Source organism: Peptoclostridium sp. AF21-18, assembly GCF_003478825.1.
Taxonomy (GTDB): domain Bacteria; phylum Bacillota; class Clostridia; order Peptostreptococcales; family Peptostreptococcaceae; genus Peptacetobacter.
The window spans coordinates 24,814-46,968 of sequence record NZ_QUGE01000005.1 but is presented as its reverse complement, the minus strand read 5'-3'; the positions used below and the strand labels follow the sequence as shown (position 1 = coordinate 46,968).

Here is a 22,155-nt window from a genome sequence, read left to right as displayed (position 1 = left end):
TTGTAAGTTTTAGTATGTTTAAAATTATAATTTTGGAGGGATTATTTTGAAATTTAGAGAAAACATTAGAAAAATGAATGAAAAGAAGTATACTAAAAAAGTGATAAGTGTACTTGCATGTGCTGCAATTATTTCTTCATTAATGCCTCAAGGAGTAAATGCAGAAGAAATAAAAGGTGATTCTTTAGTACCTAATATTGAAAGTACTATTACCAATGAAGAACCAACATACAATGAAACATTAGGTATTTTCTTTGCAAATGCTAAAGCAATTACTATTGAAGCAGGAAGTGAAGGAAAAGTAAAGATTTCATGGGATGGAAGCTCGTTAGAAGTACCAGAAACAGCAAGTATTGTAGGCGGATATCATGATAATGATACCCTTAGTGAAACATCAATAACTATGAATTCTGGTAAAGTAAAAAATATAATTGCAGGAGGACTTCATAAAAGTCATGTAACAAAAGCAAGAGTGGTTGTAAATGAAGGTGCTGAGATAACCGGTGGAATAATGGGAGGAGGAGCATCATCATTAAGAAATAACTGTGGATGTGAAAATGGAAAAAATTGGTATGCCGGAGATCCAAAAAATTCGCCATGTAGAGTTGATGAAACAGAAGTAATAGTTAATGGCGGAACTATAAATATGGTATATGGAGGCGGAGAAGGTATAAGTTATACTGGAAAAGCTAAAGTGTCTATAAATGGTGGAAATGTAAATTATGTAACTGCTGGTGGTTCTAATGGATATACTGGAGATGCTAAAGTATCTATAAATGATGGAACTATAAAAGAAATGCAAAGTGTAAATAGAGGATCAATGGATTCTAGTAATATGGAAATAACTGGTGGAACAATTGGAAAATTATATGTAGGAGGAGCTAATGAAGCTGATGTAACAGGTTCTATAGCTTCTAGTTCTGTATCTATAACTGGAAAAGCAGAAGTAACAACTTTAGATGCTGGAAAATCTGGTGGAAATGAAATAACTAATACATCTGGTGTAACTACAAATGTTTCTTTTGATAAAAGTTGTGTAGAAAATGTAAATGGAAGTGCAAATCAAGATAATATATTTAATCCAACAAATAATATTGAAGTAACTTTTAAAGTAGATGGAAAAGAATATAAAAAAGTTTATGTAACAAAAGAAAATGCTATAAAAGAACCAGAAGAACCATCTAAAAGTGGTTATACATTTGAAGGATGGTATAAAGATGGAGTTAAATATGATTTTAATGAAAAAGTTACTGGAAATATTACTTTAGAAGCTAAATTTAGTGTAATAGCACCAAGTATACCATCAACTCCATCAAAACCTTCTAAACCAGTATATAATCATGAAGAAATAATAGGTTCAGATAGATATGATACAGCAGCAAAAATAGCTGATAAATTAGGATCATACGATACAGTAGTTCTTGTAAATGCAACATCTACAATGTCTGATGGATTATCAGCTTCAGGTCTTGCAGGTAAAGAAAATGGAGCAATATTATTAACTAAAAAAGATTCTATACCTAAAGTAACTATGGACAGAATCAAAAAAGTTAAAAAAGTTTACATCATAGGTGGAGAAAGTGCTATAAGTGCAAAAGTTGCTAAAGAAATAACTGCAGCTAATATAAAAGTTGAAAGACTTGGTGGAAAAACAAGAGTTGAAACTTCAGAATTAGTAGCTAAAAAGTTAGGTAACTACAACAAAGCATTCGTAGTTAATGGATTCGAAGGTGAAGCAGATGCGATGTCAGCTTCAGCTGTAGCTGCTAAAAATGGAGCACCAATATTACTAACTAACGGAAAATCTTCAACTCATGCTAAAAAAGCTGGTGTTGAATACTATGTAATAGGTGGAAATACTGTAGTAGATAAATCAATAGTATCTAAATATGACGCAGAAAGATTAGCTGGATCAGATAGATATGCAACAAATAGAGAAGTTATGGATGAATTCTATTCAGGAAAAGAAAAAGTATATATAGCGAACGGGGATAAATTAGTTGACGCATTAACAGCATCTCCTCTAGCTAAAAATAACGGTATAGTTTTAGTTAACAAAAAATCTGATAAGAGTATATTAAAAGGAAAAGACACTGTTCAGGTTGGTGGAATGGACTTTGAAATAGACTTTGAATAAAACTAAATATAATCAATAAAAATTGATTGAGATTTGAAAGGCTATCACACTATTAATTTAGTGGGGTAGCCTTTTTTAGTGAGTAAATAACTCAAAATAAAAAGTATTATTTGTACTTAGTGAAAAATAATTATTCAAACTAAATTTTGATAAAATCATTTAAAACGTTGAAATTTCAATTACGAAAAAAAGTGTCAATTTTTAGTAATTCTTGTATATACAAAAGTGATAGGGTAAATTATATTAATCAAAAGTGAGGGAAGATATTTATGAGAGAATTTTTAATGGACGAGCATCCAATGATAGTTGAAAGAAGTCTTGCTAGAATTATCGGGGTAAATGAAGCTATAGTTATACAGCAGATTCATTATTGGCTTGTAAAGAATAAGGAAAATAATATTAATTTCAAAGAAGGAAGATATTGGACATTTAATAGTATGCAGAAATGGCATGATGATGTATTTGATTTTTGGAGTGAGAGTACACTTAGAAGAATTTTTACGCCTCTAGAGAAAAAAGGACTATTAATTGTTGGAAATTTTAACAAAATGGGATTTGATAGAACTAAATGGTATAGCATAGACTACGACAAGTTAAATGAAATTGCTGATGAAAAAATAAAATATAAACAAAAGATAAAAGAAGTTTACAAAAAGATAGATAATAACTCTACAAATATAAATAATTGCAATTATTCAAAAGAAGAAAATGCAATTAATCAAAATGAACAAATAAATAATATTAACTTGACTAAATGCAGTTGCTCAGATGTAAAAAATGAATTTAGTCAGGTTGAGCAGAGCAATACCAATAACTACACAAATAATACTAAATATATTACACAACGACTACCTAATGGTATAGGTGTGTGCAAAGTGAAAAAAGAAGACGAGATATTAAAGGAATTTTTAGAAAATGAATATACAGAGGAGTATGCTAGAAGGATTAATGAGATTCTCAAACTCAAAGGGAAGGACTCTAGTTATCTACAGGAAAAAATTAAAATTACAAAGATCAAGAATCCAAGGAGTAAGTGTGGATATTTGTATAATGCAGTGAAATACAACTACATAGAAAATATTGATAAATTGACAGGGGATTTTTGTGGAGAAGGTAATGATTTTAAATATGGGAATTCTTTTAAAAATAATTGCTATGGAAGTAAGAATAAATTTAAAAACTTTGAAGAGACAGTTAGCAAGTATACAAAAGAAGAACTAGATGAACGTGTTAGAGCTTTTAATATTAAAAAATATGGAGAGTAATTTTTAATAAATGGGGGTATAGTTGGATATAAAACTGTATTAAAAATAGAGAATAATTAAAAAATAAGAAAAAGTTTAAAATAGAATAAATTGTGTGTTAAATACAAAAAAATAGTGTATAATATTGGTAGAATTAATTATTAGGAAAGGATTGACTGAAATATGTTATTGTTACTAAAATCTAGACAGACAGACAGACAGACAGACAGACAGACAGACAGACAGACAGACAGACAGACAGACAGACACTATAAGTCTATTCTTTTCTATGAAAAAAATGAATATAAACTTGTTTATAAATGCAGAATAATCTAAAGGGATTACTCTGCATTTTTTTATACAAAAAACAATCTAAACCCAGTAGAATTGTTTTTAAAAAAAATAAATTTTGGAGGATGAAATTATGAAAACACCAAAGCATTTAGCTACAGTAATGGCGATAACTATGGTAGCTGGAAGTGTAGCACCAGTAATGGCAGCTACAACAAGCAGCGAAACAATAATAGGAAATGACAGACATGAAACAGCAGTAAAAATAAGTAAAGATGGATGGTCAAGTGCAGAAACTGTAATACTTGTAAACAGTTCAGCAATACCAGATGCTTTAACAGCAACTCCTCTTGCGCATGCTAAAAAAGCTCCAATACTTTTAACAGGTAAAGATGGACTAAATAAAGCAACTGCTAATGAAATAAAAAGATTAGGCGCAAAAAATGTAATAATGATAGGTGGAGATGCAGTTCTTTCAGCTAAAGTTGAAAAAGATCTTAAAGCTTTAAACGTAAAAGTTGACAGAATAAAAGGTGAAACAAGAGAAGAAACTGCTCTTGCAATAGCTAAAAGATTAGATGGAATAAAAGATGTATCTGAAATAGCAGTAGTAAATGGTACAACAGGACTTGCAGATGCAGTATCTGTTGCAGCTGCAGCAGCTGAAAAAGGTATGCCAATACTTCTTGCAAATCCTAAAAAAGGATTATCAGCAGCTGAAAAATTTATAAAAGATGAAGCAATAAAAGCGTCATTCATAATAGGTGGAACAACAGCGCTACCAGAAAAATTAGTATCTAGTTTACCAGGAAAACAGAGAATAGAAGGATCAAACAGAAATGATACTAATGCAAAAGTTATAGAAAAATTCTATGGAGATAAAGAATTAGACAACCTATACTTAGCAAAAGACGGTAGAGATGGAGATACTCAGTTAATAGATGCATTAGCAGTTGGAGCGCTTGCAGCTAAAAATGGAGCTCCAGTATTAATAGCTTCTAAAAAATTAAGCGAAAAACAGATAGATGTAATAAATACTAAGAAAATAGATACAATAACTCAGGTTGGTGGAAAAGGTAACGAAGGTGCATTCAACCAGTTAAAAGATATAGAAGAAACAGATGTTTACGAAGTAGGAACAGTTGAAGAATTAAAAGAAGCTTTAGAAAAAGCAAATGCTAACGACAAAATAGTATTAAAACCAAATGCAACAATAACAGAAGATATAATAATAAATACAGATAAAAACGTAGATATAAAAGTTGAAGGAACAGTTACAGGTAAAGTAGAAATAACTGCTCCAAATGGAAATGTTGCAAACAACTCAACAAGTAAACCAAGTACTGGTGGTGGAACTGTAATAACACCATCTGTAGATCAGAATAAAGTGAACTTAGTTAATGCTGCAAAAGCTGCTAAAGATTACAAATATGAAGGCGAGAATATAGCTGCTGGTGAAAAACCATATACATATACAGGAAAAGTAACTGTGGCAGGAAGTGAATCAGCTACTGTAAACTTTGAAGGTGAATATAAAGCAATAAATCTTGGATTAGCTGATGAGAAAAAAGCAGCTATGAATGATATGGCTCGTTATCTAGGTGCACTTCATAGAAATGATAAAGGAGCTTCAATAAAAGCTATAAAATATAATGGAGCAATATATACATGGGATACAAAAGGAACATTAAAAGGGTCTAACTGGAAATATGGAAGTCAGACATTAGTAAATAAAATAGTAACAGACTTCAGAGAAAATGCGGTAAATAAAGAAGGACAGCCTATAAACTTAGTTTTAGTAGATGCAAATAAAAATGAAGCTAATATATCTTTAAACTTCCAATCTACTCTTCCAGCAAAAGTTAATAGTGTATACTATGATTCATTAGCAAAAGCAGTTGAAGCAGTTGCAAATTCTGAAAATAAAACAGGAACAGTTATATTAACAAAAGATTCTTCAGGTGAAGGTATTGGATTATATGGAAATAAGGGGCATAAGAATGTTAACTTAATAATAGATTTAGGAGGAAATACATATACATTTAAGGATCCAGGTGCAGGTTCTCCAGGTACTGAAACTCAGGCATTCCATCTTGAAAGAGATAATACAGTAACTGTAAAAAATGGTAAAATAAATGTTTCTCCAGAGGCAAAAAATATAAAAATGATATTCCAAAATTATTGTACATTAGAAATAGAAGATTTAGATATAGTTGCAGGTAATATAACTCAGTATGCTATAGCATTAAATTATGCTAAAACAACAATAAAAAATGTATCTGTGGATATGTCAGGATATAAAGGCAAAAATCCTTCAGCTGTAGACGTAGACCATAATTACAAAGATACTGATATAGTAGGACTAGTTATAGAAAACTCTACTAATAAAGTAATTGATGGACCTATAAAATCTTATTGTGGAAGTAAGGATAATTGTGATGTAGAAGGATGTGCAACAAAATTAAAGATAGTATCTGGAAGATTTAGAAATACAGGATTAACAGAAGAAAAATTTAAAGCTTATGTTAAAGAAGGAAGTACATTAAGAGTAGAAAATGGAGATTTTGTAGTAGAAAAAAATTAGTTATAATTTATTTGGTTTAGTATAAATTAAAATAGTAATGGGTAATAATTTATATTACACATATTAAGTATATAAAATAGCTTGTTGTATTATAAAAGTTAATGCAACAGGCTATTTTTTTGCAAATATACAAACAAATACAAAAGAATACAATTAGATAACAAACTAAAATTTGAAAAATAATTAAAAATATGAGAAGTTTTATTATATCTTAAAAAATATTTTAATTAATACACAAAAATTATATAATAAAAATATAGAAAAAATATTAAAACTATTCTGTAAATATAAAATTGAGGTGATGTCTATGAAAGCAAAGAAAAACTTAGCAAATATAATGGCTATTGCTATGGTGGCAGGTAGTGTAACTCCAGTAATGGCAGCAACGACAACTAGTAACGAAGAAATAATAGGAAAAGACAGAATTGATACAGCGGTAAAAATAAGTAAAGATGGATGGAGTTCGGCTGAAACAGTAATATTAGTTAATGACTCTGCAATACCAGATGCATTAACAGCAACTCCTATTGCATTTGCAAAAAATGCACCAATACTTTTAACAGGTAAAGCTGGATTAAACAAAGCAACAGCAGAAGAAATAAAAAGATTAGGTGCAAAAGAAGTAATAATGATAGGTGGAGATGCGGTACTTTCTGCAAAAGTAGAAAAAGATTTAAAAGCATTAAAACTAAAAGTTGACAGAGTAAAAGGTGCAACAAGAGAAGAAACAGCTTTAGAAATAGCTAAAAGACTAGATGGAATAAAAGACGTATCAGAAATAGCTGTAGTAAATGGTGTAACAGGACTTGCAGATGCAGTATCAGTAGCAGCTGCAGCAGCCGAAAGAAATATGCCAATACTTCTTGCTAATCCAAAAACTGGATTATCATTAGTTGAAAAATTCATAAAAGATGAAGGAATAACTTCTTCATTTGTAATATGTGGAAATAAAGTAGTTGCAGATAATATAGTAAAAAATTTACCTGGAAAACAGAGAATAGAAGGAGCCAACAGAAATAATACTAATGCAAATGTTATAGAAAAATTCTATGCTGATAGAAACCTAGATAACCTATACTTAGCAAAAGATGGCATGGAAAACTCTGGACATCTAATAGACGCATTGGCGGTAGGGGCTTTAGCAGCTAAAAACGGAGCTCCTGTTTTAATAGCTTCTAAAAAATTAAGTGCTACTCAGATAGACGTGATAAATACTAAGAAAATAGATACAATAACTCAGGTTGGTGGAAATGGTAACGAAAAAGCTTTCGGTGAATTAAAAGAAATAGAAAAAACAGAAGTAATAAAAGTTAAAAATGAAGAGGAACTTCAGGAAGCATTAAATAAAGCAAATGCTAATGATATTATAGAAGTAGAATCAAGTGCAAATATATCAAAAGATGCGACTCTATCTACAAACAATGCTATTGAAATAAATGTAAAAGGAGATTTAACAGGTGAAGTAACAGTTAAAGCTCCAAATGCAGATATAAAAAATAGTGGAAATATAGGAACTTTAGTTGTAGAAAATGGAAAAAATACAACTATAGAAAATACTTCATCTGGTAAAATAGATAGGGTAGAAGTTGATTTAAGCTCTGAAAATATTAAGATAGAAAATAGTGGTAAGATAGATAAAGTTGAAAACAATGCAAGTGGTACTACTATAGAAAATAACGGTACTATATCTAATCCGATAACTGGAACAACAACTCCAAGTGTTGAAGGAAATAAACCGGGTAGTGGAACTACTACTGGTGGAGGATCTTCATCAGGTGGGGGAGTAGTAACTCCAAGTATTATATATCACGATGTTTCAACAGAAAAAGAATTAACTGATGCAATATCAAAAGTTAAAAAAGATGAAGTTATACGTTTAATAAAGGATTTAACTGTTGAAAAACAGATTGCACTATCACCATCAGGTGAAACAACAATAGACTTAAATGGATTTACACTTACATCTAATCTTGAAGTTAATAAATCAAATGGACCATCTATTGAATCTATAAAATCAGGGCAAGTACTAACTATTAGAAATGGAAATCTTAATACAAAAGCGGCATCAATAACTAATTCTTGCATAGATGGTTATGATGGTGGAACTATAAATTTAGAAAATATTATATATACAACTAATGGTAGTGGAGTATATTTACAAGGAGAAAAAGCAACAGCTAATATTATAGGTTCAGTAATAAATTCTAATGGATACTGTGTAACTACAAATGCAGGTGATAAAAAGAATTATGGTGTGGTTTATAATTTAAAAGATTCTACATTTAATGGTGGAAATGGAGAAAATGATGCAGGAACAGCTATTTTAGTAAATGTACCAGGTATATATACTATTGATAATTGTAAAATTCAAGGATACTTACAAGGTTTAGTAGTTAGAGGTGGAACTGCAACTATATCAAATACTACTATTACAAATACACTTAGTAGTAGTGATTTACTAAATTATTTTGATAATAGAAATTGGGGTTCAGGGAATATGGTAAATCTTGCAGTATTAACTGTAGGAAATAAAGCTCCAGGTTCTTATCAGTATTCTACAAATGTTGAATTAAAAAATACTAAGCTTATAAATGGTAATAGAACACATATGAGTCCTGCTATATATATGTGGGGAAATGATGGCGAAGGATTAGGAGCAACTTTAAAATACGATAATTCTTGTACAATAGACGGAGATATAATACTAGAAAATGATAAATGTATAATAAATGGAGTACAAGGACCTCTTCCAAAACCAGTAGAACCAGAAAAACCAACACAACCAGAAAAAACAGAAACAACAACTAAATAAATAATAAAAAAGCTGCCATTTTGGCAGCTTTTTCTGTATGTGCGATGATATTATTTAATTAAAGTCATGTAAGCCAAAATTGGCAAACCGATAAAATATAATATAACAAAATTATATCTAAAAATCAGCCAAACGTAAAGGAAAAAATAAAAAAATACTTTCAAAATCTAAAAAATAAATCAACGAAAATAATTCATTCTGAAAGAATAAAAAATTATCTTCCATTACTTCACAACCTTAAAACTATCATTTAAAATCTCAAACTCATCTTTGAATCCCTTAGTCAAATAAACCTTCTTATCCTTAGTAACGAAAACAGCTTCAACATTATCTATACTCTCAATCATTTTCTTGCCATCCTCAAGCCCAAGAGCAAATGCAGATGTAGAAAGTGCATCGCAGTTTATAGACTTATCAGAGATGATACTAACACTAAGAAGATTATTATCAAATGGATAACCATCGGCTGGATTTAGTATATGATGATACTTCTTACCGTCTTTTTCAACAAATCTCTCATAAACACCTGAAGTTACAACAGACTTATTGCTTACCTTAACACTTGCAAATGAATCATTTGCATTTTCAATAGGATTTTTAAGACCGATATTAAAATCACCAATAGTCTTGATATTTCCACCTAAGTTTATTATAGCTTTTTCAACTTCACTAGCTTTTAAGTATAGAGCAACTTGGTCTGCTGCGAAACCTTTAGCAATTGCACCTAAGTCTATTTTCATACCTTTTTTCTTTAAGAAAACAGTATACTCCTTATCAAAAGTTTCATTTTTTCCGTCACCATCTTGATCAGTTTCTAGCTTAATCTCCTTAGCTTCTACATTCTTGTAGTCTATCAAAGGTAGGAGTGCGTCTATTTCTGATTTTTCAGGAACTCTAGCATCCTTTTTACCTATAGACCAAAGATCGCTGACAGGTCCTATACTTACATCAAAATTGCCATCAGATAATTTAGAGTATTTGATTGCCTCTTTTACAACTTCATATGTTTCAGGCGAGACTTTGACAGGTTTAATACCTGCATTTTTATTTATCTTAGACACGTCGCTACCAGGAATTTCTGTGCTCATAAGGTTGTCGACAACTTTGACAACTTCATCGCATCCTTTAAGTATTTCCATTGCTTTCTTTTCTTTCTTTCCGTATACTGTCACAGTATTTACTGTTCCTAGATAGTAGTTTGTCTGTGAGTAGTTCTCATCTATATTAGGTTTAAATATAAAATATCCTGCAACTAATAATATTATTAGTACAACAATTTGTGGAGTGGATTTTCTCATTTTTAATTCTCCTTGTCAAAATTTATAGTCATTTATAGTCGATAATATCAAATTATGATATGATAATTATATCATAATTGATAATAAATTTATTATACAAAAGAAAATAACAGATATTTTATTAAAATAAATATAGAATTTTGTTGAATATAGTTATTTGAAAATTTACAAGGGAAGGAAGTTGTTATGAAAAAGAAAGATTTTATTTTAATAGCTGTTGTACTAGTTGCAGTTGCAGCACTTTTTGGATATACAAAGTTTAAGGATGCAAATGAGAAAGCTGCATTTGTAGAAGTTTATAAAGATAATGAGCTTTATAAAGAAATTCCACTAGATGAGGAAACAGAGTTTACAATAAAGGATGGAGAACACGTAAATAAGGTTAAGGTCCACGATCATGGTGTTGAGGTGATTGAGGCTAATTGTCCAGATAAGGTATGTGTTAAGACTGGTTTTATCACTAAGCCGAGCCAGAGTATAGTTTGCATACCTAATAAACTGAATATAAAGATTGTAGATAATAATTCGAGTGATGATATAGATGCAGTAGTTCAGTAGAGATAGGTAAGATATTATTTTGAGAGGAGATTTTTAATGAATATATATAACGAAGAGAGTTTTACTAAAGAAGCGTGGAAAAGTTTAATAAATACAGATTGGAAAGATATACTTAGTGATGAGTTTGATAAAGCGTATTTTGATAAGTTAAATGAGTTTTTAAAGGGTGAGTACAAGGAGCACGAGGTATTTCCTAAGAGAGAGGATATATTTACAGCTTTAAACCATACATCTTTTAAAGACACAAAGATTCTTCTTTTAGGTCAGGATCCTTATCACAACGATGGTCAGGCTCATGGGCTTGCGTTTTCAGTTCTTCCTGGAATTAAGACTCCACCATCACTAAAAAATATGTACAAGGAATTAAATGCAGAGTATGGTTGCTTTATTCCAGATAATGGATATCTTATGGATTGGGCAGACCAGGGAGTTCTTCTTTTAAATACAGCACTTACTGTAAGAGCACATGAGGCAAACTCTCATAGCAAAAAAGGATGGGAGAAGTTTACAGATAGAATAATTGAAGTATTAAACGAAAGAGAAGAGCCCGTTATATTTATACTTTGGGGAAATAATGCTAAAAAGAAGGTAAAATTAATAAATACAGACAGACATTATGTTATAGAAGGCACTCATCCGAGTCCACTTTCTGCAAATAGAGGCTTTTTTGGATGTGATCATTTTAAAAAAGCAAATGAAATATTAAAAAGTATTGGTAAAACTGAAATCGATTGGCAGATAAATAATTTAAAAGAAGATGAGCAGATGAGTTTAATATAGTTTTTTTCGATTTTTTTATTTATTTTTTAAATAACACTTGCAAAAGAGTATTCTATGTGTTATATTATTACTGTTGAAAAAACCACGGGGGTGGATGGGTGCTGGTGTGCCCTCTAGTCTTCAAAACTAGTATGAGGGGTTAGGAGCCTCTTAGGTGGGTTCAATTCCCACGCACTCCCGCCAATACAGTATATTACGGAACCTGAATGAAGGTTCCTTTTTTTATATATTATAAATATTTACTCGGAGGAATTTTAAAATGATGGATTGGGAAAAGAGAACATCTCTTGTTGTGGGAGATGATGGAATAGAAAAATTAAACAATGCAAGTGTGATAATATTTGGAGTAGGTGGTGTCGGTGGATTTGCAGCTGAAGCAATAGCAAGAGCTGGAGTTGGAAATATTACTATAGTAGACTTTGACGATGTTGATATAACAAATATAAACAGACAGATAATAGCACTTCACTCTACAGTTGGAAAGATGAAAGTAGATGTATTTAAAGAAAGAATAAAAGACATAAATCCAAATGTAAACATAACTGCAATCGCTGAAAAGTACACTCCAGAAAATGGTGAAGAACTGCTAAGCGGTGATTATGATTATGCAATAGATGCAATAGATATGATAACTTCTAAAATACATCTTATAGAAACTTGTACTAAAAAAGGAATCAAAATAATAAGCTCTATGGGAATGGGGAACAAACTAGATCCTACAAAAATAGAACTTACAGACATATACAAAACTAGCATGTGTCCACTTGCTAGAGTAATGAGAAGAGAATTAAAAAACAGAGGAATAAAAAAACTAAAAGTCGTATACTCAACTGAAAAAGCAATAGAGCCAAAAGAAAAAATAATGAACGGAAACAAAATGACTGCAGGAAGTGTATCATTTGTACCATCTGTGGCAGGATTAATAATGGCATCTGCTGTAATAAATGACTTATTAGGTGAATAATCAATACATAATAAATGACTATAAAATAAAAAATAGCTAATCAACTAAAAAATAGATTAAAGTTGTTAGCTATTTTTTATTACTTATCAAAAAAAGTGATTACTACTTCACCTTCATTTTTTGGTTCTTCAAATCCGTTATAATACATTTCAAATGTTTTTTCATCTATAAATTGAGAATTAGCATCATGATTTTTGTTTCTAGATTCTATTCTCTTTTTTAAGGTTTCCTTATCAACTTTTAAATATATAAGCTGTATATCTGCACCAAGTTCTTCTAAAAAATTTTTATAATATTTTCTATTAGACTTACTCCAAAAGCTGAAATCTATTACAAGATTTTTATCTTCTTTTATATAATTTACTATGTCATTTTGAAGTTTAGACTCTACAATTGAGGAAAGTTCTTCATAATTATCATTTGGATAATCTATTCCTCTAGCTCCGTATAATTTCCACATTTCCTCATCTATGGAAATTCTTATAAATCCTTCTTTTTCTTTTTTCTTTGCAAATGTGGTTTTGCCGGAGCCACAAACTCCACACATCATAATTACCTTGCTCATAAAAATATCACATCCTTTTTATTTATCTTTATTCTTCTGCTGTGGCCATAATCAGTATATCTCCTGGCAGTAGTTTTGTATCTCCAGTAGGAATTATATTTTCTAAATTTCTCTTTATCAAAATAATAAGATAAGGATTCTCTGTAGTTATCTTATAAAGTGGTGTATTTACCCACTTACTCTTATTATCAATAACTACCTCTCTAAGTGAAAGATGCTTTCTATCTTCAAAAGACCTTGCTGCAAAAACGAGTAAATCTCCAACCTCAAGCACAGTATCTCCTTTAGGAACGATAGGTGTGTGATTTCTTACAATCATTGCAATCAATAAATCTCTAGGAAGTCCTAATTTACTTATTTCTAGATTTTTCCACGGGTGATTTTTATCAAGATGAATTTTTATAAAGCTTATATCACTGTCTTCTTGATAATCATTGAAAGTCTTTCTAACGTCCGCATTCTTATCAATCATAGATAATTTATTTGCAACCCAAGGAAGGAGAGTTCCCTGTATAGAAATTGAAAGAATAACTATACAAAATACTAGGTTGAATAAATTGTACTTTGTTTCAACACCACTTAAAACAACGGAAATTGCAAAAACGATAGATGCAACCCCTCTAAGTCCAGACCAAGATACAAGTGCAATTTGTTTAGGTGATGATCTAAATGGAGCGAGAAGTACAGATGAAACTAGTGGTCTTGCAACTAATGTAAGAAATACCATTATCATCAATGAAGGTATCATAACTCTAGGTAAGTCCACAGGTGTCACTAAAAGTCCAAGTAGGAAGAATATTATAACTTGTGCGACATCTGTTGAAACATCGAAAAAATGCACTAAATATTTCTTATGTATCAAAGTTGAATTACCTAAAATTATTCCGCATAAATAAACACTTAAATATCCATTACCGTTTAAAGTATATGGCAGTGAAAATGATAGAAGCATTACTGCGAATAAGAATATAGTTACACTTTCTTGAGATTTAAAAAGACTAGTTTTAAATAAGTATATAGATAATTTAGCTACTAAAACACCGAATAATACTCCAAATAACATCTGTTGTATAAGTAAAGCTGGAACGGATATATCCTGACCAAGCATAATTGTTATTAATGAAGTTGTAAGCATGTATGATATCGGGTCATTTGATCCAGATTCTATTTCTAAAAGTGAGTCGGTGTTATTTTTTAGGGCTAGATTTCTAGAACGAAGTATGTTGAAAACTGATGCAGCATCTGTAGAAGATATTACAGAACCGATTAAAATACTCTCCAACCATGGTAGATGTAATGCAAAATGAGAGAACAGTCCTACAGCACCAGCAGTTCCAGCTACACCAACTGTTGAAAGCAACACAGATTGAGCTACAACTGGTTTTGCAGCTTTTAGATTTGTACCAAATCCACCGTAAAACATGATGAAAATTAAACTGACTGAACAAATTATATTGACGAAAGAATAATTATCAAAACTGATTTTAAAAATTCCATTTTCTCCAAAGCACATCCCAAGCAAGATGAATATGATAAGAGATGGTACAGGAATTTTTTCTAAAAAATCATTTAATAAAATTCTGATTATGATAATTACACTAACTAATAGTACGGCTTTTTCCATAGGCAACCTCCTTTAAGGTTTATTGTATAATTAATGATAACATAAATCAGAATAATTTGAAAATAGAAAAACTTTCATCTTGCTCATCTTTGAAATGATAGAGTAGTTTTATATTTATAAATTTTACTCGGTTTTGTATTTTTTCTTTGTAAAAATTCCATTCTCGTCACAATAAAAGACAAGTGAACCATTTTTATCAGTTCTATAAACCACAGATCCATTTTCTCTAAATGTATCGAGAACACTTCTATGTGGATGTCCATAGTCATTGTTGTATCCACAAGAGATTGCAACAGCCTCAGGTTTAAGCTTTTCTATAAATTCATCTGTTGATGAGGAAGAACTGCCATGATGACCTGCTTTTAAAAACTCTATATCTGGTAAATTACAAGACGATAATATCTCTGACTCGTTTTCTTTTTCGGCATCTCCAGTAAATAAAAACTCATAACCTTTGTAATTTAATAGCGATACAATTGAATTTAGATTATTTTTATCAGTAATTGTAGATGGAGATAAAATTTCCATAGTTGTTGAGCCATCTATTTTTAATACATCTCCTTTTGTCAGGTATTCTATTTTTAAATTTTTATCTCTGCAACTATCCAAAAGATTGTAAAATGCTTCGGACTCAGTTTTTGCTTCTGGCATATAGAAATGAGATATTTTAAATTTATCTATAATATAGTCCATACTTCCAATATGGTCTGTGTCTGGATGTGTGGCAATTAAAACATCAATTTTTTTTACTCCTCTTCTTTTTAAATATGAGTAAACTGTATGCTCAGCTTCTTCATCACCTGCATCTATAAGAATACGTTTATCCTCAAGTGTCTGTATGAATATACTATCTCCTTGACCAACGTCAATTATATGTACAGAAAATAATTTTTCTGCTGCGCAACCGTTTACATAGATAACAAGTAAAAATAGTAAAAAAATTTTTATGAGTGATTTGCTTTTCATTTTTGTACACCTCTGTTAAAATAAATGTTTGGAAAATATAATTTTAGGGTAAAATAAAAATTATAAAAAATTAATAGTTAGTTCTCTCATTTGTATAGTTTACAAATTTTTTTATTTGTAAACGAGATTTGAGAAAAGAGATGAAAACAAAAGATGTGATAATTAAAAATATAAATGTATAAATATAAAATAAATGAAAAAGATATGTTAAGGGGAAAAAAGGAGAGTTTTTTATGAGTAAAATAGAATTTAAAAATTTAGATATAGAATCGTTGGATAGGTTACAGCCATTCTTTGATATGACAGATTATGAAGCATGTGATTATTGTTTTGCTACAATGTTTATGTGGCGGGATACTTACAAGACAAAATACCATATAGAAGATGATTTTGCGATAGTTTTCGGGGAATATGAAGGGGAGATATTCTCAGTACTACCATTAGCATCAAGAGAAAATGTTAAAAAAGCTATAGATTTTGCAATGAATTACTTTGAAGAAATAGAAAGCAAAGTTTATTTAAGAGGGATAAATAAGGAAATGGTGGACTATGTTCACAGTAATTACGGAGATAAATTTGAATACATAGAAGAAAGAGATTTATTTGACTATATATACGATGCTGAGTCTTTAAGAACATTAGCAGGTAGAAAAAATCAGAAGAAGAGAAATCATATAAACTACTTCTTAAAAGAATATGAAGGAAGATTTGAAAGTAGATTATTAGATATAGCAGATTTCGACGATTGTAGAGCATTACTTGATAAGTGGAAGGTTCAGAAAGAGGACTCAGATGCTGATGTTGATGATGGAGAATATGTAGCAATAGAGAAAATATTCAACAATTATGATAAACTAAGAGATAGAGTGAAAGTTTTTGGAATATATGTTGATGGAGCGTTAGAAGCATTTAGTATAGGTGAAAAATTAAAACCTAATATGGCTCTTATACATATAGAAAAGGCGAATCCAGAGATAAGAGGACTTTATCCATATATAAATCAGAAATTCTTAGTAGACGAATTCCCAGATGTTGAATTTGTAAATAGAGAAGAAGATTTAGGTATAGAAGGACTTAGAAAGGCTAAGCTTTCTTATCATCCTGTTAGATTTGCTGAAAAATATACAGTTAGAGAAAAATAGGAGGATCCAATGGCTGCCAGAATAGCGACTGATAAAGATTACGATCAGATAAGGAAAATATGGACATACTGTTTCAATGAAGGTGAAGAAGTAGAAAACTGCTACTTTGAAAATAAGTATAGAGCTGAAAATACAGTTGTTGCGGAGTTAGATGGAGATGTTGTTGCATCAATTCACTTAAATCAACATACTATAAAACTTGGTAACAAAGAAGAAAATGTATCCTATGTTGTAGGCGTATCTACACTACCAGAGGCTAGGGGTAAGGGTATGATGAAGTCTTTGATGAATTTATCATTTGAAGAGATGTACAATAGAGGACAGAACGTTTCTATACTGATGCCGATAGATTTTAGGCTTTATAGAAGATTTGGATTTGAAAATTGCTACGATATGATTGAGCATAGAATAAATATAGAGGATTTATCAGCTTTTAGAATAGAAAGAGATTTTAGAAAAGCTAAAGAATCGGATATAGATAATCTTATAGATATTTATAATAAATCTAACCGAAGATTAAATGGATATACTGTAAGAGGTAAGCAGAGATATGAGAATATGTTTAAAGAAGTAGCAGCAGATGGAGGACATATTTATATTTGTTCTGATTGTGGTGTATATGATGGATATGTTATTTATGCTATTAATGAAGGAAAATTCTTTGTTAGAGAAGTGTACTTCAGCAATACAAATGCTTTAAAGTCTATTTTAGCATTTATCTACAACCACAATACACAGTGTGATAAGGTTGTTATAATGGAAGACGCTAGAAATACTATAGGTAATACATTAAAGAATCCTAAGACATCAGAATCGCTTTTAAAACCATTTATGATGGGTAGAGTAGTAAATATAGATGAATGCTTTAGAAATATGGCAGATTATCTTGAAACTAGTTACAATTACTCTGATAAATTAGGCTGTTTTGAAGAGAGTATTACAATAGCGATAAAAGACGATTATATAAATCAGAATACCGGAAACTATAAATTGAGTTTTGAAGGAAATTTATACAGTTGTGATAAACTTGAATATGATGAAGAAAAATCTGATATTGTCCTTAATATAAATCAGATATCTCAGTTGATATTTGGATATAAGGATATAGATGATGTTTTAGATTTATACGACAAGGAAATAAACGAAGAAAAATTAGATATACTTAGAAAAGTATTTGTTAAAAAGAGAAATCATATAAATGAATACGACTAATAAAAATGGGTTACTACATTAGCTATTATTGATGTAGTAGCCCATTTTTTATATTATCAATTAAATTTTTAGTAAGTTGCTGTATTCACTTTTGAGATGTTTGATATTTTGCTTCCTATTAGGTATGCAGCTGTAAGTTTGATTAAATCCGGTATTATAAATGGAACTACACACATTCCAAGTGTTGCAGCAAGTCCTATTGGACCATTTGCGGCAGAGAATACTTTCATAAACCAAATTGTTCCAAGTGAATAACATGCTACAAGACCTATTATTGCAGATATTATAAATGAAACTTTATTTTTTCCAAAGAATTTTTCAAATCCCCACATTATTAGTGCAGTAGCTAAAAATCCTATTATATACCCACCTGTTGGCCCCATTAAAGTAGCTAATCCACTTTTGAATCCAGCAAATACTGGCAATCCTATTGCGCCTAATCCAAGATATATTAATAGTGATATTGAACCAAGTTTTCCACCAAGTACTGCAATTGCTAAGTATATTCCAAATGTTTGTAGAGTAAATGGCACTGCAGTTGGTATAGATATCCAAGAGCAGATAGCTATTATTACAGCACAAAGTGATACGTATACTAATTCTTTTGTTTTCATAAATTTATACCTCTTTTCTTTTTAATTTCTGTGTTTTGATTTTTGATTTATAAATCTTTTAATTTATAGTATGAGATTTATGTTTACTAGAATAAATTAAAATCAAATAAATGTCAACTATAACTATAAAATAAGTTTACCTAAATACAAAGGTAAACTTATTATTTTATTTTTGGTTTACGCTAGATTTTTTATTGTTATCTTAAAAAAATAATGTATTTATTTGAATTATATAAATAATAAAAAAAGTTTTATGAATATATTTTTGAAAAGTGTCAAATATAAAAGTAGAAAGTAATGAGAGGTGGTTAACATATGGAGAAAAGTAGAAGTTTATTTGAACGTTTAAAAGTATTTTTTGTTAGAAGACCATCTGTAATTTTATTCTTTTTTATATTTGCTATTTCTGTTTTGTCTACCAAAGGTGAATTAGTGGATTCAGTTGAATCAAATCAAACTATTTCTATTAGAGGTACAGTCGTTTCTGAAGTGAAAAAAGAGAGATACACTCAATATAGGATAGGAGAGTGTCTGGTAAATGACTATTCTGAAAAAGCAGATTTAGAAGTTGGAGATATTGTAGAGGCTATAGGAAAGTCAAAGGCACTTTCTGATATGAAGTTTGATGATTTTAATTATGGAAGGTATTTAAAAAGTACTGGTATAGAAGTTTATTGTGTTATGAGCGAATGTAAGAAAGTTGGGATTAGTAAAGCTTATAAGATGATAGGGGCGATTAGAGAATATATAAAGGATACAAATGCGTATCTGTATAAGGAAAAGTCTGATTTTATCAATTCTATGCTTTTAGGTGAGAAGGATCTTATGAGTGATGAGGATAAGAGGATGTTTTCAAGAACTGGTGTGAGCCATATTATAGCTGTTTCTGGACTTCATGTAGGAATATTGTGTACGTTGGTTGGATTTATTGGAAGAAGAATAAATATAGCTTTTAATATGGTAATTGTTAATATTGTCTTATTTATATATTTTTATATAGCTGGAGGAAGTCCATCTATTGGAAGGGCAGTTGTATCTTCTGTGTTTGCTGATATATGCTTTGTGTTGGATAGAAAAAGGGATGGAATTAGCACACTTGCTATAATTGCTTCTGTGATGATATTTTTAAATCCATTTGTAATATATAATACAGGGTTTCAATTAAGTTTTTTAGCTACTTTTTCTATAGTTTACTTTTATTCTATTATAAACAAAAGGATAAAATTTTCAGCAGCATCGGTTACAATAGCGGCAAATATAATGACGCTACCGATAATAGTATATAGTTTTGATGGGATTTCTATATTATCAGTTATAAGTAATGTTTTGGCAGTTCCATTTGTAGCATTTGTCGTGTATATAGATGTTGCAAGTATATTTTTATTTGAAATATTTCCGTTTATTGCGAGCATTGTAGCAGGATTAAATTCTGTAATTATAACGATAATTTATTTTATCCTAGAAAAAGTAGATGAAATATGGTTTTCATACATACAATTTACTCAATTAGACTTTAGTTTTCTTGTGATTTATTATATAATAATTATTCTAGGCATAATTTATTATGAAATCAAAGTCGTAGAGGAGCAAAGAAATGGATTACAAGGATATTATCGGAGGAATGAAACAGAATAATTTTGAGAGAGTATATCTTTTCTATGGAAAAGAATATTATCTTATAGAAAATTCAATAAAAATGTTAAAATCTGGCTTAAATGAGAGTATGCTTGATTTCAACTTTGATGTTATAGATGGAAAAGAAGTACAGTTAGATCAGCTTCTTAGTTCGATAGAAACATTTCCGTTCATGGATGAAAGAAAAGTTGTAATAGTTAAAGACTTTGAGCTTTTTAATGGAAATAAGAAGAATTTTACAGATGCAGATGAAAAATACTTTATCGAAAGACTAGATAATATACCGGACACTACTGTACTAGCATTCATAGTTTATGGAGATATAGATAAGAGAAAGTCTATATACAAGAAAGTAAACAAGGTTGGTACTGTATGTGAATGTAAGAAATTAGATGGAATGGATCTTTTCAAATGGGTAAAAAGAGAATTCTCTAGACTTGATGTAAATGCGGGAAATGCTACAATAGCCTACTTTATAGAGCAACTTGGATATAGAGATAAAAACAGCGATATGACTCTTACAGATGTAAAAAATGAGATATTTAAAATGGGGTCTTATGCTGGAGCAGGCAGCACACTTACAAACGAGATAGTAGACAAACTTTCTCCTAGAAAAGTTGAAAACAATGTATTTAGAATGATAGACAACATAGGAATGAAAAATGCGTCTGTTGCAATGAAAATATTCAAAGACATGGTATTTGACGGTGAGCCAGTACTTAGAATAATGAGCTTAATATCTAGACAATTTAGAATAATACTAAACGTAAAAGACATGCAAAAAGAAAACATGAAAATCAAAGAAATTGCAACAACACTAGGAGTACAAGAATTCGTTGTAAAAAATGCCGCTAAACAGGGAACAAACTTCTCTGATGACAAACTAACAGAAATAATGAACTACATACTAGAAAGCGAATACAGAATAAAAAATGGACTAATCGGTGACGAAGCAGCCATAGAAATACTAATAGGAAAATACTGCAAATAAGCAATGTGGCAAAAGAGCGGTTACATCTCTTCGCCACAGTTTATAAAACTGATTCGAAATAAGTTAATATATATATTTATAAAAATAAAAAAGGTAGTTTTGGATATTTTTTCAAAACTACCTTTTTTATTTGTTATTATTATCGGTTTCTAATATATAGTTTTTGCAATCGCATTTATTAGCGTACTATTTTGGAAACAAGCACAGATTAATTTGCAACGACAATTCTGCAAGCGCCCCGCAACATTGAAATGTGTTACATAAATGTGTGGAGCGCTGAAGCCTGGAGTGCAAATAATCGTGCTTGGATACAAAATAGGCTAAAAAGGCAATAAAAAAACCCCCTTTAGCGAACAGGGGGTCATATATGTCATATTAAACTGGTAATTAAGCGTTCATACCGTTTAATTTCTGAGCTAATTTAGCTACTTTTCTTGATGCAGCGTTTTTATGTATAGTTCCTTTAGAAGCTACCTGGTATATTCTTTTCTGTGCGTACTGGAATCTAGCTTTAGCTTCTTCTACGTTTCCTGCTGCAACTGCTTCATCAAATCTTCTTATAGCTGTTTTAACCTGAGATTTTCTTACTCTGTTTAAAGCAGTTTTCTTTTCTATAACACTTATTCTTTTTTTAGCTGATTTTATGTTTGCCATTCTATTCACCTCCCACAATAACTTTATTAAATAATCACTCATCGTCAACATATTAGATTTTAACAGAATTATAAATAAAAATCA

General features: G+C 30.2%; 18 protein-coding genes and 1 tRNA gene. 13 read left to right on the top strand and 6 right to left on the bottom strand.

The genetic code is table 11. The features are described 5' to 3' along the window. The first annotated feature begins 46 nt into the window (after positions 1 to 46). From DWX74_RS03935 to DWX74_RS03920, 5 genes are all read left to right on the top strand, one after another. Positions 47 to 2,137, top strand: a complete 2,091-nt coding sequence (locus DWX74_RS03935; RefSeq protein WP_118548810.1) for a cell wall-binding repeat-containing protein — start codon at positions 47 to 49, stop codon at positions 2,135 to 2,137. Between the two features lie 269 nt (positions 2,138 to 2,406). After that, positions 2,407 to 3,402 carry a hypothetical protein gene (locus tag DWX74_RS03930; protein ID WP_118548809.1) on the top strand — a complete coding sequence of 332 codons (996 nt, stop codon included), beginning with the start codon at positions 2,407 to 2,409 and terminating at the stop codon, positions 3,400 to 3,402. A gap of 162 nt (positions 3,403 to 3,564) precedes the next feature. Continuing rightward, positions 3,565 to 3,717, top strand: a complete 153-nt coding sequence (locus DWX74_RS11065; protein WP_158573234.1) for a hypothetical protein — start codon at positions 3,565 to 3,567, stop codon at positions 3,715 to 3,717. A gap of 88 nt (positions 3,718 to 3,805) precedes the next feature. Beyond that, positions 3,806 to 6,256, top strand: a complete 2,451-nt coding sequence (locus tag DWX74_RS03925) for a cell wall-binding repeat-containing protein (RefSeq protein ID WP_118548808.1) — start codon at positions 3,806 to 3,808, stop codon at positions 6,254 to 6,256. Positions 6,257 to 6,563: 307 nt separating this feature from the next. Beyond that, positions 6,564 to 9,068 carry a cell wall-binding repeat-containing protein gene (locus DWX74_RS03920; RefSeq protein ID WP_158573233.1) on the top strand — a complete coding sequence of 835 codons (2,505 nt, stop codon included), beginning with the start codon at positions 6,564 to 6,566 and terminating at the stop codon, positions 9,066 to 9,068. Positions 9,069 to 9,292: 224 nt separating this feature from the next. On the opposite strand, the gene DWX74_RS03915 is transcribed toward DWX74_RS03920, so the two are convergent. Next, entirely contained in the window at positions 9,293 to 10,366 is a 1,074-nt protein-coding gene (locus DWX74_RS03915) for an FAD:protein FMN transferase (RefSeq protein WP_118548806.1), read from the bottom strand. A 186-nt stretch (positions 10,367 to 10,552) separates the two neighbouring features. Here DWX74_RS03915 and DWX74_RS03910 point away from each other — a divergent pair, with 186 nt between their 5' ends. From DWX74_RS03910 to DWX74_RS03895, 4 genes are all read left to right on the top strand, one after another. Continuing rightward, positions 10,553 to 10,924, top strand: a complete 372-nt coding sequence (locus DWX74_RS03910; protein ID WP_118548805.1) for a NusG domain II-containing protein — start codon at positions 10,553 to 10,555, stop codon at positions 10,922 to 10,924. 36 nt (positions 10,925 to 10,960) lie between these two features. After that, positions 10,961 to 11,704 (top strand): uracil-DNA glycosylase, encoded by a 744-nt coding sequence (locus tag DWX74_RS03905; protein WP_118548804.1) that lies wholly within the window; start codon positions 10,961 to 10,963, stop codon positions 11,702 to 11,704. 86 nt (positions 11,705 to 11,790) lie between these two features. Next, positions 11,791 to 11,887 (top strand) — tRNA-Sec (locus DWX74_RS03900). A 76-nt stretch (positions 11,888 to 11,963) separates the two neighbouring features. Beyond that, complete coding sequence (locus DWX74_RS03895) at positions 11,964 to 12,668, top strand: tRNA threonylcarbamoyladenosine dehydratase (protein ID WP_118548803.1); 705 nt, start codon at positions 11,964 to 11,966, stop codon at positions 12,666 to 12,668. A 79-nt stretch (positions 12,669 to 12,747) separates the two neighbouring features. Here the strand turns inward: DWX74_RS03895 and DWX74_RS03890 are convergent, their stop codons facing one another. From DWX74_RS03890 to DWX74_RS03880, 3 genes are all read right to left on the bottom strand, one after another. After that, on the bottom strand, positions 12,748 to 13,233 hold the full coding sequence (locus DWX74_RS03890) for an AAA family ATPase (RefSeq protein ID WP_118548802.1): 486 nt from the start codon (positions 13,231 to 13,233) through the stop codon (positions 12,748 to 12,750). Between the two features lie 28 nt (positions 13,234 to 13,261). Next, the gene (locus tag DWX74_RS03885) at positions 13,262 to 14,857 is read right to left on the bottom strand and encodes a potassium/proton antiporter (RefSeq protein WP_118548801.1); all 1,596 of its coding nucleotides are present in this window, start codon (positions 14,855 to 14,857) and stop codon (positions 13,262 to 13,264) included. A gap of 123 nt (positions 14,858 to 14,980) precedes the next feature. Next, the gene (locus DWX74_RS03880) at positions 14,981 to 15,823 is read right to left on the bottom strand and encodes a ComEC/Rec2 family competence protein (protein WP_118548800.1); all 843 of its coding nucleotides are present in this window, start codon (positions 15,821 to 15,823) and stop codon (positions 14,981 to 14,983) included. Positions 15,824 to 16,065: 242 nt separating this feature from the next. Between DWX74_RS03880 and DWX74_RS03875 the strand changes: the two genes are divergently transcribed. Further along, the gene (locus DWX74_RS03875; protein WP_199647556.1) at positions 16,066 to 16,965 is read left to right on the top strand and encodes a DUF2156 domain-containing protein; all 900 of its coding nucleotides are present in this window, start codon (positions 16,066 to 16,068) and stop codon (positions 16,963 to 16,965) included. A 9-nt stretch (positions 16,966 to 16,974) separates the two neighbouring features. Further along, complete coding sequence (locus DWX74_RS03870) at positions 16,975 to 18,177, top strand: GNAT family N-acetyltransferase (RefSeq protein WP_118548798.1); 1,203 nt, start codon at positions 16,975 to 16,977, stop codon at positions 18,175 to 18,177. A 68-nt stretch (positions 18,178 to 18,245) separates the two neighbouring features. Here the strand turns inward: DWX74_RS03870 and DWX74_RS03865 are convergent, their stop codons facing one another. Then, positions 18,246 to 18,791 (bottom strand): biotin transporter BioY, encoded by a 546-nt coding sequence (locus DWX74_RS03865; protein WP_118548797.1) that lies wholly within the window; start codon positions 18,789 to 18,791, stop codon positions 18,246 to 18,248. 315 nt (positions 18,792 to 19,106) lie between these two features. On the opposite strand from DWX74_RS03865, the gene DWX74_RS03860 reads away from it, so the two are divergent. Together DWX74_RS03860 and holA are read left to right on the top strand one after the other, a co-directional pair. Next, positions 19,107 to 20,426 (top strand): ComEC/Rec2 family competence protein, encoded by a 1,320-nt coding sequence (locus DWX74_RS03860; protein ID WP_118548796.1) that lies wholly within the window; start codon positions 19,107 to 19,109, stop codon positions 20,424 to 20,426. Beyond that, positions 20,386 to 21,417 (top strand): DNA polymerase III subunit delta, encoded by a 1,032-nt coding sequence (gene holA / locus DWX74_RS03855; protein ID WP_118548795.1) that lies wholly within the window; start codon positions 20,386 to 20,388, stop codon positions 21,415 to 21,417. Before DWX74_RS03860 ends, holA begins: the two co-directional genes overlap by 41 nt. A 387-nt stretch (positions 21,418 to 21,804) precedes the next feature. Here holA and rpsT read toward each other — a convergent pair whose 3' ends face one another. Further along, positions 21,805 to 22,071 (bottom strand): 30S ribosomal protein S20, encoded by a 267-nt coding sequence (rpsT, locus tag DWX74_RS03850; protein ID WP_040410674.1) that lies wholly within the window; start codon positions 22,069 to 22,071, stop codon positions 21,805 to 21,807. Between the last annotated feature and the right edge of the window lie 84 nt (positions 22,072 to 22,155).

What these genes read in the sequence shown, in the direction of transcription:
- DWX74_RS03930 (WP_118548809.1), top strand. Translation starts at nt 2,407, where the DNA reads ATGAGAGAATTTTTAATGGACGAGCATCCAATGATAGTTGAAAGAAGT.
- DWX74_RS11065 (WP_158573234.1), top strand. Translation starts at nt 3,565, where the DNA reads ATGTTATTGTTACTAAAATCTAGACAGACAGACAGACAGACAGACAGA.
- DWX74_RS03925 (WP_118548808.1), top strand. Translation starts at nt 3,806, where the DNA reads ATGAAAACACCAAAGCATTTAGCTACAGTAATGGCGATAACTATGGTA.
- DWX74_RS03920 (WP_158573233.1), top strand. Translation starts at nt 6,564, where the DNA reads ATGAAAGCAAAGAAAAACTTAGCAAATATAATGGCTATTGCTATGGTG.
- DWX74_RS03915 (WP_118548806.1), bottom strand. Translation starts at nt 10,366, where the DNA reads ATGAGAAAATCCACTCCACAAATTGTTGTACTAATAATATTATTAGTT.
- DWX74_RS03910 (WP_118548805.1), top strand. Translation starts at nt 10,553, where the DNA reads ATGAAAAAGAAAGATTTTATTTTAATAGCTGTTGTACTAGTTGCAGTT.
- DWX74_RS03905 (WP_118548804.1), top strand. Translation starts at nt 10,961, where the DNA reads ATGAATATATATAACGAAGAGAGTTTTACTAAAGAAGCGTGGAAAAGT.
- DWX74_RS03895 (WP_118548803.1), top strand. Translation starts at nt 11,964, where the DNA reads ATGATGGATTGGGAAAAGAGAACATCTCTTGTTGTGGGAGATGATGGA.
- DWX74_RS03890 (WP_118548802.1), bottom strand. Translation starts at nt 13,233, where the DNA reads ATGAGCAAGGTAATTATGATGTGTGGAGTTTGTGGCTCCGGCAAAACC.
- DWX74_RS03885 (WP_118548801.1), bottom strand. Translation starts at nt 14,857, where the DNA reads ATGGAAAAAGCCGTACTATTAGTTAGTGTAATTATCATAATCAGAATT.
- DWX74_RS03880 (WP_118548800.1), bottom strand. Translation starts at nt 15,823, where the DNA reads ATGAAAAGCAAATCACTCATAAAAATTTTTTTACTATTTTTACTTGTT.
- DWX74_RS03870 (WP_118548798.1), top strand. Translation starts at nt 16,975, where the DNA reads ATGGCTGCCAGAATAGCGACTGATAAAGATTACGATCAGATAAGGAAA.
- DWX74_RS03865 (WP_118548797.1), bottom strand. Translation starts at nt 18,791, where the DNA reads ATGAAAACAAAAGAATTAGTATACGTATCACTTTGTGCTGTAATAATA.
- DWX74_RS03860 (WP_118548796.1), top strand. Translation starts at nt 19,107, where the DNA reads ATGGAGAAAAGTAGAAGTTTATTTGAACGTTTAAAAGTATTTTTTGTT.
- holA (WP_118548795.1), top strand. Translation starts at nt 20,386, where the DNA reads ATGGATTACAAGGATATTATCGGAGGAATGAAACAGAATAATTTTGAG.
- rpsT (WP_040410674.1), bottom strand. Translation starts at nt 22,071, where the DNA reads ATGGCAAACATAAAATCAGCTAAAAAAAGAATAAGTGTTATAGAAAAG.